The sequence below is a fragment of the Psychrobacter nivimaris genome (genome assembly GCF_904846365.1).
Classification (GTDB): Bacteria; Pseudomonadota; Gammaproteobacteria; order Pseudomonadales; family Moraxellaceae; genus Psychrobacter; species Psychrobacter nivimaris_B.
Map to the genome: position 1 here is coordinate 63351 of NZ_CAJHAL010000006.1, position 14655 is coordinate 78005.

The following is a 14655-nucleotide window of genomic DNA, read 5'->3' on the forward strand; positions in this document are numbered from 1 at the left end:
CTACTTGATATCTTGATTACTGGTTAATACAAACGAGACTCTCATTTCCGCAGCTCCCGCATTATCAAACTTTTAATCGTACCCGCCGCATACAGATGACCATGCTTGCCGTCTATATCTAATACATGATGATTTGATGTGCCATAGTGCTCTTTTATGCATGACAGGTGTGCCTCGTGATGTCCCAGTGCTGTGCGCTTATCTTCATTAGATTTAATAAAGCGCTTGTATACAGTGCCATGACAGCTAAGCAGCACGCTAAGGCTCGGCATTACGCTATCTTCTTGCCAAACCCAAAGTGGCTGCTGTAACCGACGCTTGATAGCAGACGCTGTATAGTGATGACGGTCTAGCAAGATCACATCTAAATGCTTGTATTTATCAAGTATGTAGTCGTCTTCAAATTCAACAGCTTCAATACCTCTACGAACATTGATCACTTCGGTACTGATTGCTTGAGCGTTCAGGCACATAGCGACACGCTGACAGGCTGTTGTCACGCCAATATGAGCAGCGCCATTGATATTGACTAATAAAGGATGTTTTTTTGCTGATTGAGTCAATGACATTACGCCACCTCGCTGTGGTTGGCATCAGTGTTCGCAGCCACGACTGGTACTGGACGTGGCTCAAAGTTGATGTTGTTGATGATGCCGACATTGAGCGCAGCGTTTAACTTTAGCAACTCAGTCCAAACCAGCGGGTTAATGCGGCATATACGGTTGGTTACTTGCGTCACGATCAGGCTGATATTTCGATTGATAGCGACCAAATCGGTTTGGTTACGCTCATAGTCATACTTGGCTTGATGCTCTGACCATGTATTGATGGCATCAGTTAGCGCTTGGCGGCTTACGCTATTGCTCAATTGCGCTTTAGATTGAATAAGCGCAAGCTGTGCAGTGATGTTGAATGATTGGATATTACGCATACCAAGTCTCCATCACTCCACGGAAGTTAGTGATTTCATCTTCGGTAATAGTGCGTAACGCATTACCCATCAGACTGTTTTTATGGAAAGCTGTAGGTGTATCGACAGTAATTGATAAAGGTTTAAAAAAGACCGCACTGTAATGCTCTTTTTCTGCCGCAGTGATGATCCCAAATCTATCTGCGCCCATGTCATAGACAATATCCCATGTAATCATAACGTCACCGCCACGACCACCAATCGTATAGTCATCATGACTAAAGCGGTCCATGCTATGCATACGCTGGATTAGGACTTCAGATAGGTTCTTGATAAAGATAAGCTGCATATCAGCATCAGTGATTTGTGGTACTGACTCAGACAACCAATCGTTTCGGTCTACTGCATTATCAACATATGGCACGCTCTCATCTAATGAGGTACTTAGATAATCGACATCATTGACGGTTTCGCGGTCAATCACGCTATTTGAGTCATTAGCCGCTTCACCAGCCATGACCGCTAGTAGACCACCAGTCGGTATAGCATGGCCAACGTTTAGACGGTGCGCCACGGCATCTAATTTGCCTTTTAGCGATGCTATTTCAGCTTTGGTTTCGTCATCAAAGCGTATTTCGAAAGTGCTGATTAACTTGCTCACGCAGCACCTCCCAATGACATAACGACAATCAACAAGACGCAAAAAACCATAAGCATGCGAGTGTTTTTGCACGCATGCTTATAGTTGATTTGTGTATTCGTCAGTTGCTGTTCAGTGGTGTGCAGCTGCTGGTTACGTTCAGCGAGCGTACTTTTGAGGCGTGTGTTCTCGTACTGAGAACGCATCATTTTTAAGCGGTCGGTGCGATGGATGTCTGACATGGCGATATACCCGTTTTGTTGATTACGGGTATAATTAAAACATTTGTTTTATTTAACGTCAATACATTTGTTATATTTTAGATAAATAAATATAACAATAGAAGTTATTAACTACCATTTTTCATTTGGTGGCCAATCGAATACCCACCCTATAATCCTAATATTCTTTTTAAAATCCTCTTTACTCATGATCTCATCTTCCCACATTTCATTGTCGGAACGTATGATGATGTTGCCACTTGCTGTCTTCAGCAGCCTCTTGATTTTTAAATCACCGCCAACGTCAAATGCGTATATCTTGCCGTCTCTAATAGCATCATCAGCCTTGCTTGAATCTATTTTTATTGGCGATTTATCCATGATTGTCGGCTCCATACTACTACCATTAACCATAGCCTCCATAACACAATCAGGCTGTGCTCCTACCGCTCTTATACGCTCGGTGAGCATATAAGAATAGCCAGTTGCGTATTGAGTATCTGGTGGGCATGAGCCTGCTCCTGCGCTCAGCGCCACATCGGTAAATATAGGTATCACTGTATAACCATCCTCATTTTTATGATTTATGATTACAGCCTCACTCCCTGATTTTGTCATCTGTCCGTCGCCAGTGCTTAACCATCCAAGGTCAACATTTAACGCAGCAGCAATATCAGCTGTGTGACTGCACGTTTTGCTGTCTCTTCTTTCAACATTGCCTATTGCGCCTTGTTCCCAACTGATGGCATCAGCTAACTGCTGCTGAGTCATATTGCGAGCTTGGCGTGCAAGCTTGATGCGTGCTCCTAAAGCCATGATGATAATCCCTACCCTAGTGGTTTTTATAAAAGCAACTGCTGGTTAGACAGTTTGATTTCTTTTAAGTAACTGCTGGTTAGACAGTCTAGTTTGTTCGACAAATATTATTATATAAACAAATGTTATTGTTGTATAACTTCAAATGTTGCATTACTTATTGCAATTTAATAAAACAAATGTTTTAATAACTACAAATGTTATTAAGAGCAATCGAAATGTTAAAACATAAAAATCTTATTACTAAAGCAATCAAAGATGCTGGCAGCCTTGCCGAGTTAGTTCGTCTAATCAATAACAGAGTTGACGTTATTAATAAAAACCTTCCTGCAGACATGCAAATCCGTCATACCTATTCAACTCAAGTTAGCAACTGGGTAAATCGTGACGCTGGTGTTGCGCCGACGCATGTACTGGCATTTAGCCAAGTGGCTGGCTGTAGTTGTCATGATCTACGTCCAGATGTTTTTCCACCAGCAGCCAACGATCCAAGTAATCAACAACATCTAGCATAGCAACAGCACTGCAATAAAAGAACGACAATAACGGGGGCAATATGTCGAAGCAAAAATATACAGCCGCACAGCGTGCTGAAAACTGCGTATTAGATTTAGAAGCAGCAGTCTATCAAGCTGCGATGAAGCCACGCGGCACACTTGGCGGTATCTGTGAGACATTTGGTCTGACGTACAACACAGCAGTGCTGCAAGTTAACCCAAAGCGCACTTGTCACACACTATCACCATTGCTCATTGAGCAAGTCCTAAGTGCTACCCAGTCATCTTTAATCATGGACGCTGTTTGCCGTGCACATGGCAACGCTGGATGGTTTTTGCTGCCTGATGAAAACAACCAGTGCGATGAGATGGTTGATATTGCCTTACTTGGTCAAAAGTTCGCAGATCTCAATAGCACCTCATTGGACGCTTATGCTGACAAGGTTATTGAGCCTGATGAATATGCGAGCATGCAAAAAGACGGCTATGCATTGATCAGTCATATTCAAACAATCTTAAAAAATGCCGGACGCAATATGGAGAGAAATAATGGCAACGCTTAGAATTTCTGACCAAGCTTACAAAGATATGATTGTTGAAGTTGTTGAATATGGCGGCTATTGGGCTTTCATGAATGATAATGAAACAAAAGACCAGAAAGCACATGACGTAGTTATTTCAATAATACAGCGTTTCGTTGATGATCAAATTGAGCAAAAGGATGCCGACAATGACAGATAAACGCACACCGCTTGATTTCGACGCCATTCGCGCAGCAGCTATCGGTAACTATGTCTCGACTATATTCCCTGCTGCTGGCATTAGCTTCAGCAAAGCTGCCCATCAGCATCAAGCATGCCCGATGTGCGGTGGCTCTAATAGATTCCGTTGTGATGACAAGCGCGGTGAAGGCACTTGGATATGCTCGCAGTGTGGCGCTGGCAATGGCTTTATGCTTGTGCAGCAATACACTGGGCTTGATGTTTATGAAACCAATAAGCTGATTGCAGGCGCTATCGGACTTGATACAACTAGCGAAGTGACAGACGAGCAGCGTGCACAGTGGCAGTCACAGCAAGTCGAGCGTGAAGCAGTAGAGAAAGCTGAAAAGCGCCAAGCTCGTATCGATGCGGCCAGTCGCGCTCAGAGCATCTGGGGCAATGCAAAGCCTGCTGCTGACGACCACCCTTATCTACTACGCAAAAACGTGTCTGCTATTGGATTACGCCAAGACAGCAGTGACAACCTCATCATACCAATGTACTACTACAGCCGTGACAAACAACAAATCACATTGGTTAATGTACAAACCATCGCCCCTGACAGCGAAAAGCTGTTTTTAAAAGGCGGCTTGGTCACCGGTGCTTACTTCACGATTGGCAGCACAACCATGTTCGGTGGTGGCGTGATACTCATCTGCGAGGGGTATGCGACTGGCGCTACTGTGTTTGATGCAATGAGCTACAGCTTGCCGGTGATTGTGGCTTTTAATGCAAACAACCTCATTCCAGTGGCACAGTCGATACGTGCTCAATACCCTGACCACCGCATCATTATCTGCGCTGATGACGATAGCGCCACAGCGGTCAAGATGCGCGATAAGGACATATCAGAGGGCAAAGAGCCAAAGCCACTCATCGAGTACAACGCTGGACTCTACAAGGCCAAACAAGCAGCGGTTACCGTTGGTGGCGAAATGGTCACGCCAAGCTTCGACATATTAGACATAGATAAGGATGCAGCGTAATGCAAGGCAAACAACACACAGATTTTAATGACCTTGCAGCAGCTGCAGGACTCAACGAAGTAGCACGTCAAATCAAGTACGCACTGGCGAACCAATCAATAGTGACCCAAGCTGCCAATGATGATCACGGTACTACTGATGCGCCTATCGCACAGCATAACGGCAATGTACCTGCTGACGTTGAGCAAGAGATGCGCTTGGCCAATATGATTAAGCGATACGCTCAGATCACTGATATCGGCAAAGTCACCAACAAAGTCTATGACACTGAGCAAAAGATTGAGTATACAAAGACCCAGTTCGCCAATGAGATTGGCAATAAGAAACTAACCGACCTTTGGTGGAAATCAACACACCGCAAGATTGCAAAGTCTGAAGTCGCAAAAGACCTTGATGTCATGCTTGCTGTCGAAGCACAGTCGATGTTTCAGCGCTACTTCCTTATCTATGGCACCAAAGAAGTATGGGATGACGTTGAGCGTATTCGTTTGCCTGTTGATACCATCAAGCTAGCACGGCCCAATGAATATGATATATGGCTCAAATCTGAAGCACGTATCACTATCAAAGCAGATAATATCTGGTTTGACCCAACACGCACTAAATCACCCAAGCATGACAAAGACATCGCTATCAACACGTTTGATGGCTTACCGCTAAAGCCTATCGAGACTGAGTTAAGTGTTGCTGCGGAAATGTGCAAGCCGATCACTGACCTACTACTGCATTTATGCGAAGGCAACAAAGAAGTCTATGAATGGGTGCTTAGATGGTTGGCTATCCCACTACAGCAACCTGGTACCAAGCTTGATACTGCGTTGATATTTCACGGTGAAGTACAAGGCGCTGGTAAGTCGTTATTCTTTGACCGCATCATGTCACGTATCTATGGCGACTATGCTGTCACGCTTGGACAAGGGCAGCTTGAGTCTCAGTACAATGACTGGGTATCAAACAAACTCTACGCACTATTTGAAGAGATATTCAGTGGCAGCGACCGCTACTCACAGATGGGCATGGTCAAACAGCTCATCACAGGCAACACAATCTATATCAGCAAAAAATTCATGAGCGGCTGGCAGCAAGACAACTTCGTCAATGCGATATTCTTATCTAACAACATGATGCCTCTGTCACTTGAGCAAAACGATAGACGTCATGTCGTTTGCTATCCACAGCAAAAGATTCCCGCACCCATTCTAAATGATGTCGCATCAGCACTATCTGACACTGATGACAAGATGCTACGTGCTTTTTACACGCTACTCATGATGACTGACTTAAAAGGCCAAACAGCACATACACCAGCGTTAATGACCAACAGCAAACGTCAGCTCATCCGTCTAAGTCAGCCCAACTGGGAAGTATTCTATGACGACTGGGTCAATGATGAGGCAGGTATACCTTATTGCAGCTGCCTGACGGACGACCTATATGACTATTACCAGTACTGGTGTCGCAAAGGTGGCGAACGCGGTACCACCAAAACAAAATTAATGACATATATTGGTAGACGCGAACACAAAGAGCGGCTAAGATACCAACTGCCTACTGTTAATCGAGTAATTCAAGCGACTGTTATTGCCGTCAAGATGCCAGTAAACTACCCAACCCAGCAAGCCGCCAATCAACAACTATGGCTTGGCAAAGAAATACAGCTCATGAAGAACGCTATCGGTCATAAACTTGACCCCAAATAGCCAACCATGTGCATAGTGTGCACCCCATGTGCATGGTTTAAAATACAACTATGCACGTCTACAGACCTTACCTTATATAGCTTATAGCGACCCTGTGCATAGTGTGCAGGGTTTTTGCGTATGCGCGCGCGGGAAATATTTATTTATTTAATATACAAGACAATCATAGATATTTTTTTTATTCCCATGCGGAGATATAACTATGCACACTATGCACACTATGAACATCAGTCCTATAAGCCAGTAATACCAAGTGTTGTAGATGTGCATAGTTTAAAACCAACTATGCACATCTTGACGTAACTATGCACACGCTCCTATATTGGCTGTAAATAACGGGGGATATTTATCATGCGTCAAGAATACTTAAGAGCTGCTGCTGAAGCATATGCAAATCTAAACGACCACCAGTCAGACTGCTATCATTATCTGAACGATGGCTTTGATACAGCTATCCAAGCTCGACTATCAGCATCTTACTCAGCAAAGCTTGCAACAGTAGTACCAAGCAAGCATATCGACAAGATAGTTTGTACCGCATTGGTGGAATGCCAGTACCCGATCAACGAAGCAACTGGCTATGCTTGGAGTGGTAACGAGCGCGCAGCCTTTGCAAACATCCCTAAAGCCACATGGTCACGCAATCAGATGTCAGATCATATCGAATTTATACTAAATGATATGAGCCAGAACGCAGCATCGGCAAGGGCTAAGATACAATTACAAGTGACTGGCTATTCAGAGGCTACTTGATTAATGGAACAGTTTCACCTAAGATTTCTCATATTCGAAGTTCCTGCCTAATCGTAAAGCACACGGCAGCATCAACCAAACATTACCAGTTAAGCCCATTGCCCCCGCAGTGGGCTTTCTTTATGAGCAATCCTTATGCCATCGATGCCTACCACGCTTTGCAGCCATGCAGGTTGCAACGCCAGTGCTGGTGCCAATGGCGTTTGCAGGCTACATAAACCCAAGCCAAAGCATCAAAAAGCCAACCAAATTAAGCAAGCAGAACCTGCCAAGCTTAAACGTATAGATAACAGACCATCATCTGCCCAGCGCGGATACGATGCCCGATGGCGCTCAGCTCGTTTATTATTTCTGAATGATAATCCGCTATGCAAACATTGCAAAGCTAATGACATCATCACGGGTGCTGACGTAGTTGATCACATCCTACCCCATCGCAGCAATCAGGAATTGTTTTGGGATCAGTCAAACTGGCAACCACTGTGCTACTCATGTCACTCAATCAAAACAACAACAGTCGATAATAAATTATCTGACTACGAAATTGCCCAGCTCAGGCAGGGAGGGTGGGGTAAAAAGTAAATAAAATTTCCCACAGAGACCACCGCCCCCAAGAGAATTTTCGCATGGTCAAAACCCTATAGGGGGTATACCCCCTCAAACAATAAATATTCTCAGGTGACACTATGTCTCGTCCACGTAAACCGACGCAGCTCAAAGTGTTGCAAGGTAGCCGTGTCCGTAGCGACCGTGAAGCTGCCAGCAACGCTGCCCAACCAACACTAGCTATACCACCCTGCCCCGACTGGCTCGACGCCAAATCACGCAAGCAGTGGGACAAGATAGCACCGCAATTGGTCGCACTCGGATTGCTATCAGTTATTGATGGAGATTTGTTTGGTGCGTATGCCGAAACCTCAGCGCGTTATGGCGATGTCTGCACTAAGCTCGAAGATATCGATACTTGGATTGGCAAAACTCCAAACGGTTTTATGGTCCAGACCGCGCTGGTCAGTATCCGCAACACATTGCAAAAACAGCTCATATCATTAGGCCGTGAATTTGGTCTATCCCCTGCTGCCCGCTCCAGTATCAAAGTAGATGTCGCTCAAGGCAATTTGTTTGGCGATGATGAGTTTGGAGAGTTTAATAAACAAGGTTAAGAAACTATGTCAGATGCTATTGCCTACGCTAATATCGCGGCGCAATACGCAACGGATGTAATCGACGGCACTATCGATGCGTGCGTCTATGTGCGTCAAGCGTGCCAACGACACTTGACGGATCTTAAACGCGCAAAGAATGAATCTGCATTTGAGTTTGAATTTGACAGTCAGTTGGCTGCAAAAGCTTGCCGATTTATAGAGCTACTGCCTCATGTTAAGGGTGAGCTGGCAAACAAGCGCGAATTGATACTACTTGAGCCTTGGCAAATATTCATCGTGGCCAACTTGTTTGGCTGGGTAGATTTTGATGGTAAACGTCGCTATCGCTATGCCTATGTTGAAGTGCCACGCAAGAACGCCAAGTCTACATTGGCTGCTGGTATCGGCTTATACCTATGTTTTGCTGATGGGGAGATGGGTGCGGAAGTTTATTCGGCCGCCACCACCCGTGACCAGGCACGCATTGTATTTGAAACCGCGCAAAGCATGGTACGAAAACGCCCCGATATGCAAAAGGCCATGCGCATAGAAGTGACTGCACACGCTGTCAGCTCCATTGCCACCACATCAACATTTAAAGCTGTCAGTCGTGATTACGGGGGCAACTTGGACGGTCTAAACGTTCAAGGCGCTATTATTGACGAACTTCATGCGCATAAATCAAACGATACCTACGAGGTCATGGCGACCGGCATGGGCGCACGTGAGCAGCCCCTGCTATTTGCTATCACTACAGCTGGGTTTATCTTAGATGGCGTTTGCTATGAACAGCGCACCTTAGTCACTAAAGTCTTATCTGGTCTTGAAACACATGACCGTTACTTTGGCATTATCTACACGATTGACGATGCTGATGATTGGCGTGACCCAAAGAGTTGGCGTAAAGCTAACCCAAATTATGGTGTTTCGGTTTATAAATCTGCGCTCGAAGCGGAGTACCAACGCGCTGCTGTTAGTCCTGATGCACAAGCTGACTTCTTAACTAAGCATTTATGCGTCTGGGTCGCTGCGCGTAGCGGTTGGCTCAACATGCAAGACTGGGACGATGCTGCTGATAAGCTATTAGTCTCTGGGCTTTTCGATAAATACCCTTGCTTTGGCGGCCTTGATTTAGCATCTAAAGTGGATCTGGCATCACGCGTGAAATTATTTGTCAAAAAAGTAGACGATATATCTCACTATTACTTATTTGCAAACTTCTACATCAACCGTGCCCAATTGGACAACGCCAACAATCCAAATCAGAAACGTTTCATCGAATGGGAGCGCCAAGGTTGGCTGACCGTTACTGACGGTAACATCACTGACTTTGAAAAGATTGAGCGCGATATCATTCACGACTCATCAAAATACGACATGCAGGAAACGGGTTACGATCCTTTTAACGCAACATATTTGGCCATGCGTCTAAATGAGCAAGGTCTCAATATGGTCGAAGTGCCGCAGCGTGTTGCTTATTTAAGCGAACCAATGAAACATTTACAAGCTCTCTTGACTTCAAAGCGAGTACATCACGATGGCAACCCAATCTTGCGCTGGTGCATGGGCAACGTCACTGTCAAAAAAGATGCAAACGATAATATATTCCCTCGTAAGGAATCAGACGCCAGTAAAATTGACGGCGCGGTCGCTGCAATCATCGCGACCAACCGCGCACAATACTACGATGAAACTGGCGACCTACCTAGCCAAGATTTTGAGACACAGCTTGGCGACTACTTAAACGACTTTGTAAGCTTTAGGGGATAACATGGCACTCATACAAACCGTCGCTGCATGGTTTGGTTACGCGCCGCGTGACCCCATTGACGGCAATCAAAACGCTACTCGTACTGTCACTAAAACAGCCAAGCCCGTCACCTTTGATACAGCAATGACCGTCACGGCGGTCTTCGCATCAATCAGATTGCTTGCTGAAACCATTGCTAGTATGCCTATTGATTTATATACCAAAGACAAAGATGGGTATTTAGACACCAAAGCAGATCATGACGTCATGAAACTGCTGAGATATAAACCCAATAAACGTCAAAACCGCATTGAGTTTATGGAACAACTGATGCTCAACTTGGTCAGTGACGGCAATGCATACGTCAGAATTACACGCGTAGGTGACAAAAGCTCTCGTATTCTTAGTCTAGATATTATCAACTCATCGAATATGACGGTTATTTTGAAAGACGATGTTCTTACTTACCGCCACCAGATCACATCAGCTTTCAGCCGCGACTTTAAGGAGTCTGATATTTGGCATGTAAAGCTATTTGGCAACGGTATAAAAGGCTTATCACCATTGCAACACGCTGCCAAAGCCGTCGCTGTGGCAGATGCGTCAGACGATAAGATAACGTCGCTCATGCGTAATGGCGCTAAGCCCACGGGCGCATTAATGACAAAGGGCTCACCAACTGCCGAACAGCGCCAAGCACTTCGCGATGAAATGGGCGAATTAACCAGCGGCGATGAAACTTTTATACCAGTGTTACCACTTGATATGAAGTTTGAAGCCATTAGTTTGACGCCTAGTGACATTGAATTATTGGCCACGCGCAGATTTAGCTTAGAAGAGATTGCGCGTATGTTTGGTGTACCTAGTATTTTGATTAACGACAGTACGCAATCTAGCAACTGGGGCAGCGGCATCTCAGCAATCATTGAGGCGTTTCATAAATTCAACTTGCGGCCCTACCTTGAGCGCCTTGAATTATCAATGCTAACCACACTAATACCGCGTAAAGACTGGGACAAATACCAGTTTGAAATTGACGCTGATGCTATTTTGCGATCAAGTCGAAAAGAACGCGTCGAGATGTATAACACCGAAATCACATCTGGGCAACGAACACCAAACGAGGTACGACGTGCTGAAGGTTGGAAACCACAAGAAGGCGGTGACGAACTCTATATGCAACTTGGGTTTGCGCCGCTTAGCGTTGTCGCAAAACAGTCATCACCGAACCAATCAGAGGATACTAGTAATGGATAAACACTCACTGCAAACGCTGCACTGTCGCGATGGCCGCAGTGAGCTACTGCAATCTGTCAGTACACGCCGTATTCCAGTCATCGACACTAAAATACGTTTTGCAGAACCTGACAAAGACGGCGCTGCTACTTATACATTTGAAGGCTATGCGGTTAAGTGGGATAGCATCAACTTGCATGGCGAGAAATTCGCCCGTGGTGCGTTCGCCGATATGATTAGCGCGTTCAACAATCGCGAAAAAACCGTGCATATGTATTACAACCACGGTTGGCGCAATATGTTTGACACAAATGCAGCTATGCGTGTTGGTCGCTGGGTAGAATTTGAAGAGGATGATATCGGCTTACGTGTCAAAGGCGAACTCACTCAAGGGTTACCGTTGGCCACTGCTGTTGCTGCAATGATGCGTCACCTTACTGTTGATGGCTTATCCATTTGCTTTTATAACCCAACTGAAATGGATTATGAAGAGCAAGACGGTCATATCTTAATCAAACGCGCAGATTTATTTGAAATCAGTGTCGTTGATGAGCCAAGCGACCGCAGCGCACGCATCAACCGCCAAGCAGAAACAATTAACAACCTAGCCGATGAGCGCGATGCCTGCGACATGCTGACCAAGCTAGGTCTTGATCAAGCCGATGCACGGCACTTTATATCCAAACTTGACAGCATCATGGGCACCAGCGCTGATGATACTAGCAAAGACGATGACCCTTTTGCATTTTTAGACAAATAAACCATCTCTTTTAACACCAATCAAACCCTAAACAATGCTGCCAACCGGTAGCTATTTTTTTGCCTAAAGGAAAATATTATGCGTGATTTTAAAACTGCTGCAAACGCTGGTGCTATGTCTGGCATGGGTGTTATGACCCGTGATGCGGGTGGCACGTCTAAAGATGAATATGAAAAGTTAGCTGGTCAGCTTAAAACCCGCTTGGCCACGCTCGATGAGCTGATTGAAAAAAAGCAAAAACTACTTGCTGAAAACAAAGATGATACTGAAACGCGCGATGCTATCGCTGAACTCCAAAAATCGGCTGAAAACGTTAATGACTTATCAGCCCGCTTTGAAGAGTTTGAACAAAAGATGGTACGCGGTGTTCAAGACGGTGCGCTTGATGCTAATAGCATCGGCGGTCTACTCTCCCGCAATGAAGGCTTATCGCAAGAGATCAAGTCAATCAAGCAGTCTCGCGGTAAAGTGCAAATTGATGGCGTCTCAACCCGTAACACAGTAATGCTAGGTAGTATCAATACCGCAGGTGATATCAACGACTCAAAAATGGTCGGGGCTACTGAAAACCCGCTGACCATCGTTAATATGATCAATTGGATACCAACTACTGTACCGCTTATCCCTTATGTCCGCGAAAGCGCTGTTGATTTTATGGCAGATATCGTCGCTGAGGGCGAACTAAAGCCTGAATCAACGCTTGAGTTTGGTCCTGATTCACTAGAAATCGATGTTATTGCGCACTGGATACGTGTCAGTAACCAGGTGCTAGCCGACGCTCCTGCACTAGCTGCGTATATCGAAGGTCGTATGTCTTACGGCTTGCGCTTAAAACTTGAATATTTGGTCATCAACGGCGATACCAAAAGCTTTAAAGGCTTGATGAAAGCTGGTAATAGTTTGACTATTGTCGCCAATGACAACGCTATCGACACTATCAGTACTGCAAAAGCAAAAGCTTATGCTAACTTTTTGCCGCCTGAGACCGTCATTCTAAACCCACAAGACTGGGCAGCCATCGAGCAGGTTAAGGGCGACGACGGTCATTATATTTTTGGTTCGCCAGGCTCTGCGGTGCAACCAATCCTTTGGGGCCTTAAAGTCATGCAGTCACCAGCTATGCCAGTAGGCAAATTTTGGTCAGGCAATATCACAATGGCAACTGAAGGCTATATTCGCCAAGACGCCACCGTTGAACTATCTACTGAAGATGGCGACAACTTCCGCAAAAACCTAGTGACTATCCGCGCTGAGATGCGTGCTGCTTTTGGTGTTGTCATGCCTGATGCCGCTGTGACAGGCGACCTAGTTAACGTCGGACCATAAGATTAGATAATTATTTGAAACGTTCCTCCTAGCTGCTGGTAGCACGTCTGCCAGCGGTCTTTTTTATCCTAACTCAATATAGGCATCATCTATGATTACTGCATCTATCACGCTTGAACAAGCCAAATCGCACCTGCGTGTCACACATGAGATAGATGATACGTATATTGCGGGGCTGATCCCTACGTCATTTCAATTGATTGCTGATGAACTAGACCGTGAGCTGACAGACGATATTTGTTTGACTCCATCTGGCAAGCTATCAGAATCATTAAGACATGCCGCGCTGCTCGTCATCGGTGATTTGTACCAAAACCGTGAAGCACAGCAAACTGAGCAGCTGCATATGAATCACGCGCTTGATCGTCTGCTGAATAAATATCGCAAGATGGGAGTATGACATGGCAAAAATCAGCCGAGGCAAACTTGATACACCCATCGGCATATTAAGAGCGACTACCACTCAAGACGACTATGGCGCTGTGATATCCACCTTCGCCCAAGTTTCTCAAACCTTTTGTGAGTGGCAGCCGCTATCTGCAAATGCTGTTATCCAAGCGCATGCAGAAGGCATGACGATCACCGCAAAATTACATGTGGATTTGCAGACGGATATTAACCAGACCGACAAAATAAAAAATCTGAATGATGGCCAGATTTACGAGCTAATCACGGTAATGCCCGTCCCTACTGACAACAAGAAAATCATTATCTGTAAGGTGTCTAATGTCTGATGATTTGATGAACGTTGAGTTTGAAGTGCTCGGGCTCAGTGAACTAGATGATGCTTTGGCAGAGTTGAGCCTTACAGCGCAGAAAAAGACGCTCGAAGGCGCTTTAATGAAAGCCGCGCTGCCGATCATGAAAGACGCCAAAAAACGTGCGCCGAAAGACGAAGGCGATTTGATAAAAGCAATTGGCCGACAACGCATTAAAAATGCAGATATGCCGTCAGTCACCGTCAAGATTAAGAAATCCCGCAAAAACCCTTATCCATTCTATTGGCATTTTAAAGAATACGGCACCAGCAAAATGGCAGCGACTCCCTATCTACGACCCGCTTTTGAACAGAACGTCGAGCTTGCTATCAAATTATTCAGCGAAGAGCTGACCAAACGCATCGATAAACTGACTCAAGACTAATGATATGAGCG

General features: G+C 45.3%; 20 protein-coding genes. 15 read left to right on the forward strand and 5 right to left on the reverse strand.

Features of this window, described 5'->3' with window-relative positions; translation table 11 throughout:
• Positions 1-41: 41 nt before the first annotated feature.
• The 5 genes from JMX63_RS04235 to JMX63_RS04255 form a co-directional block, all read right to left on the reverse strand.
• Positions 42-569, reverse strand: a complete 528-nt coding sequence (locus JMX63_RS04235; RefSeq protein ID WP_201571163.1) for a hypothetical protein — start codon at positions 567-569, stop codon at positions 42-44.
• Positions 569-931, reverse strand: coding sequence for a hypothetical protein (locus JMX63_RS04240; RefSeq protein WP_201571165.1), 363 nt, complete (start codon positions 929-931; stop codon positions 569-571). The genes JMX63_RS04235 and JMX63_RS04240 overlap by 1 nt, the downstream gene beginning before the upstream one ends.
• On the reverse strand, positions 924-1571 hold the full coding sequence (locus JMX63_RS04245) for a hypothetical protein (protein WP_201571167.1): 648 nt from the start codon (positions 1569-1571) through the stop codon (positions 924-926). The genes JMX63_RS04240 and JMX63_RS04245 overlap by 8 nt, the downstream gene beginning before the upstream one ends.
• Positions 1568-1792, reverse strand: a complete 225-nt coding sequence (locus JMX63_RS04250; protein WP_201571169.1) for a hypothetical protein — start codon at positions 1790-1792, stop codon at positions 1568-1570. Before JMX63_RS04250 ends, JMX63_RS04245 begins: the two co-directional genes overlap by 4 nt.
• 111 nt (positions 1793-1903) lie before the next feature.
• Entirely contained in the window at positions 1904-2587 is a 684-nt protein-coding gene (locus JMX63_RS04255; RefSeq protein WP_201571171.1) for an XRE family transcriptional regulator, read from the reverse strand.
• A 218-nt stretch (positions 2588-2805) separates the two neighbouring features.
• Here JMX63_RS04255 and JMX63_RS04260 point away from each other — a divergent pair, with 218 nt between their 5' ends.
• From JMX63_RS04260 to JMX63_RS04330, 15 genes are all read left to right on the forward strand, one after another.
• Positions 2806-3102 (forward strand): helix-turn-helix domain-containing protein, encoded by a 297-nt coding sequence (locus tag JMX63_RS04260; protein WP_201571172.1) that lies wholly within the window; start codon positions 2806-2808, stop codon positions 3100-3102.
• Between the two features lie 41 nt (positions 3103-3143).
• Positions 3144-3647: a phage regulatory CII family protein gene (locus tag JMX63_RS04265; RefSeq protein WP_201571174.1), complete on the forward strand. Its 504-nt coding sequence runs from the start codon at positions 3144-3146 to the stop codon at positions 3645-3647.
• Entirely contained in the window at positions 3634-3825 is a 192-nt protein-coding gene (locus tag JMX63_RS04270; protein ID WP_102094385.1) for a hypothetical protein, read from the forward strand. Before JMX63_RS04265 ends, JMX63_RS04270 begins: the two co-directional genes overlap by 14 nt.
• Positions 3815-4831: a primase-helicase zinc-binding domain-containing protein gene (locus JMX63_RS04275; RefSeq protein ID WP_201571175.1), complete on the forward strand. Its 1017-nt coding sequence runs from the start codon at positions 3815-3817 to the stop codon at positions 4829-4831. Before JMX63_RS04270 ends, JMX63_RS04275 begins: the two co-directional genes overlap by 11 nt.
• Positions 4831-6531, forward strand: a complete 1701-nt coding sequence (locus JMX63_RS04280; RefSeq protein WP_201571176.1) for a primase-helicase family protein — start codon at positions 4831-4833, stop codon at positions 6529-6531. Before JMX63_RS04275 ends, JMX63_RS04280 begins: the two co-directional genes overlap by 1 nt.
• A gap of 351 nt (positions 6532-6882) precedes the next feature.
• Positions 6883-7284, forward strand: coding sequence for a hypothetical protein (locus tag JMX63_RS04285; protein ID WP_201571177.1), 402 nt, complete (start codon positions 6883-6885; stop codon positions 7282-7284).
• 135 nt (positions 7285-7419) lie between these two features.
• Entirely contained in the window at positions 7420-7866 is a 447-nt protein-coding gene (locus JMX63_RS04290) for an HNH endonuclease (RefSeq protein ID WP_201571178.1), read from the forward strand.
• A 104-nt stretch (positions 7867-7970) separates the two neighbouring features.
• Complete coding sequence (locus tag JMX63_RS04295; protein ID WP_102094380.1) at positions 7971-8447, forward strand: phage terminase small subunit P27 family; 477 nt, start codon at positions 7971-7973, stop codon at positions 8445-8447.
• Between the two features lie 6 nt (positions 8448-8453).
• Positions 8454-10199, forward strand: a complete 1746-nt coding sequence (locus tag JMX63_RS04300; protein ID WP_102094379.1) for a terminase large subunit — start codon at positions 8454-8456, stop codon at positions 10197-10199.
• 1 nt (position 10200) lies between these two features.
• Positions 10201-11436 carry a phage portal protein gene (locus JMX63_RS04305; protein ID WP_201571179.1) on the forward strand — a complete coding sequence of 412 codons (1236 nt, stop codon included), beginning with the start codon at positions 10201-10203 and terminating at the stop codon, positions 11434-11436.
• On the forward strand, positions 11429-12175 hold the full coding sequence (locus tag JMX63_RS04310) for an HK97 family phage prohead protease (RefSeq protein WP_201571181.1): 747 nt from the start codon (positions 11429-11431) through the stop codon (positions 12173-12175). The genes JMX63_RS04305 and JMX63_RS04310 overlap by 8 nt, the downstream gene beginning before the upstream one ends.
• 78 nt (positions 12176-12253) lie before the next feature.
• The gene (locus JMX63_RS04315) at positions 12254-13501 is read left to right on the forward strand and encodes a phage major capsid protein (protein ID WP_201571183.1); all 1248 of its coding nucleotides are present in this window, start codon (positions 12254-12256) and stop codon (positions 13499-13501) included.
• Positions 13502-13592: 91 nt separating this feature from the next.
• Entirely contained in the window at positions 13593-13901 is a 309-nt protein-coding gene (locus tag JMX63_RS04320) for a head-tail connector protein (RefSeq protein ID WP_201571185.1), read from the forward strand.
• A gap of 1 nt (position 13902) precedes the next feature.
• Positions 13903-14235: a phage head closure protein gene (locus tag JMX63_RS04325; protein WP_201571186.1), complete on the forward strand. Its 333-nt coding sequence runs from the start codon at positions 13903-13905 to the stop codon at positions 14233-14235.
• Positions 14228-14644 carry an HK97-gp10 family putative phage morphogenesis protein gene (locus tag JMX63_RS04330; protein ID WP_201571187.1) on the forward strand — a complete coding sequence of 139 codons (417 nt, stop codon included), beginning with the start codon at positions 14228-14230 and terminating at the stop codon, positions 14642-14644. Before JMX63_RS04325 ends, JMX63_RS04330 begins: the two co-directional genes overlap by 8 nt.
• The last annotated feature ends 11 nt before the right edge of the window (positions 14645-14655 follow it).

Bases quoted from the DNA above. Each gene is read 5' to 3' on its own strand.
- JMX63_RS04320 (WP_201571185.1), top strand. From the start codon at position 13,593: ATGATTACTGCATCTATCACGCTTGAACAAGCCAAATCGCACCTGCGT.
- JMX63_RS04260 (WP_201571172.1), top strand. From the start codon at position 2,806: ATGTTAAAACATAAAAATCTTATTACTAAAGCAATCAAAGATGCTGGC.
- JMX63_RS04255 (WP_201571171.1), bottom strand. From the start codon at position 2,587: ATGGCTTTAGGAGCACGCATCAAGCTTGCACGCCAAGCTCGCAATATG.
- JMX63_RS04310 (WP_201571181.1), top strand. From the start codon at position 11,429: ATGGATAAACACTCACTGCAAACGCTGCACTGTCGCGATGGCCGCAGT.
- JMX63_RS04275 (WP_201571175.1), top strand. From the start codon at position 3,815: ATGACAGATAAACGCACACCGCTTGATTTCGACGCCATTCGCGCAGCA.
- JMX63_RS04270 (WP_102094385.1), top strand. From the start codon at position 3,634: ATGGCAACGCTTAGAATTTCTGACCAAGCTTACAAAGATATGATTGTT.
- JMX63_RS04295 (WP_102094380.1), top strand. From the start codon at position 7,971: ATGTCTCGTCCACGTAAACCGACGCAGCTCAAAGTGTTGCAAGGTAGC.
- JMX63_RS04235 (WP_201571163.1), bottom strand. From the start codon at position 569: ATGTCATTGACTCAATCAGCAAAAAAACATCCTTTATTAGTCAATATC.
- JMX63_RS04325 (WP_201571186.1), top strand. From the start codon at position 13,903: ATGGCAAAAATCAGCCGAGGCAAACTTGATACACCCATCGGCATATTA.
- JMX63_RS04305 (WP_201571179.1), top strand. From the start codon at position 10,201: ATGGCACTCATACAAACCGTCGCTGCATGGTTTGGTTACGCGCCGCGT.
- JMX63_RS04240 (WP_201571165.1), bottom strand. From the start codon at position 931: ATGCGTAATATCCAATCATTCAACATCACTGCACAGCTTGCGCTTATT.
- JMX63_RS04280 (WP_201571176.1), top strand. From the start codon at position 4,831: ATGCAAGGCAAACAACACACAGATTTTAATGACCTTGCAGCAGCTGCA.
- JMX63_RS04330 (WP_201571187.1), top strand. From the start codon at position 14,228: ATGTCTGATGATTTGATGAACGTTGAGTTTGAAGTGCTCGGGCTCAGT.
- JMX63_RS04250 (WP_201571169.1), bottom strand. From the start codon at position 1,792: ATGTCAGACATCCATCGCACCGACCGCTTAAAAATGATGCGTTCTCAG.
- JMX63_RS04300 (WP_102094379.1), top strand. From the start codon at position 8,454: ATGTCAGATGCTATTGCCTACGCTAATATCGCGGCGCAATACGCAACG.
- JMX63_RS04285 (WP_201571177.1), top strand. From the start codon at position 6,883: ATGCGTCAAGAATACTTAAGAGCTGCTGCTGAAGCATATGCAAATCTA.
- JMX63_RS04290 (WP_201571178.1), top strand. From the start codon at position 7,420: ATGCCATCGATGCCTACCACGCTTTGCAGCCATGCAGGTTGCAACGCC.
- JMX63_RS04265 (WP_201571174.1), top strand. From the start codon at position 3,144: ATGTCGAAGCAAAAATATACAGCCGCACAGCGTGCTGAAAACTGCGTA.
- JMX63_RS04315 (WP_201571183.1), top strand. From the start codon at position 12,254: ATGCGTGATTTTAAAACTGCTGCAAACGCTGGTGCTATGTCTGGCATG.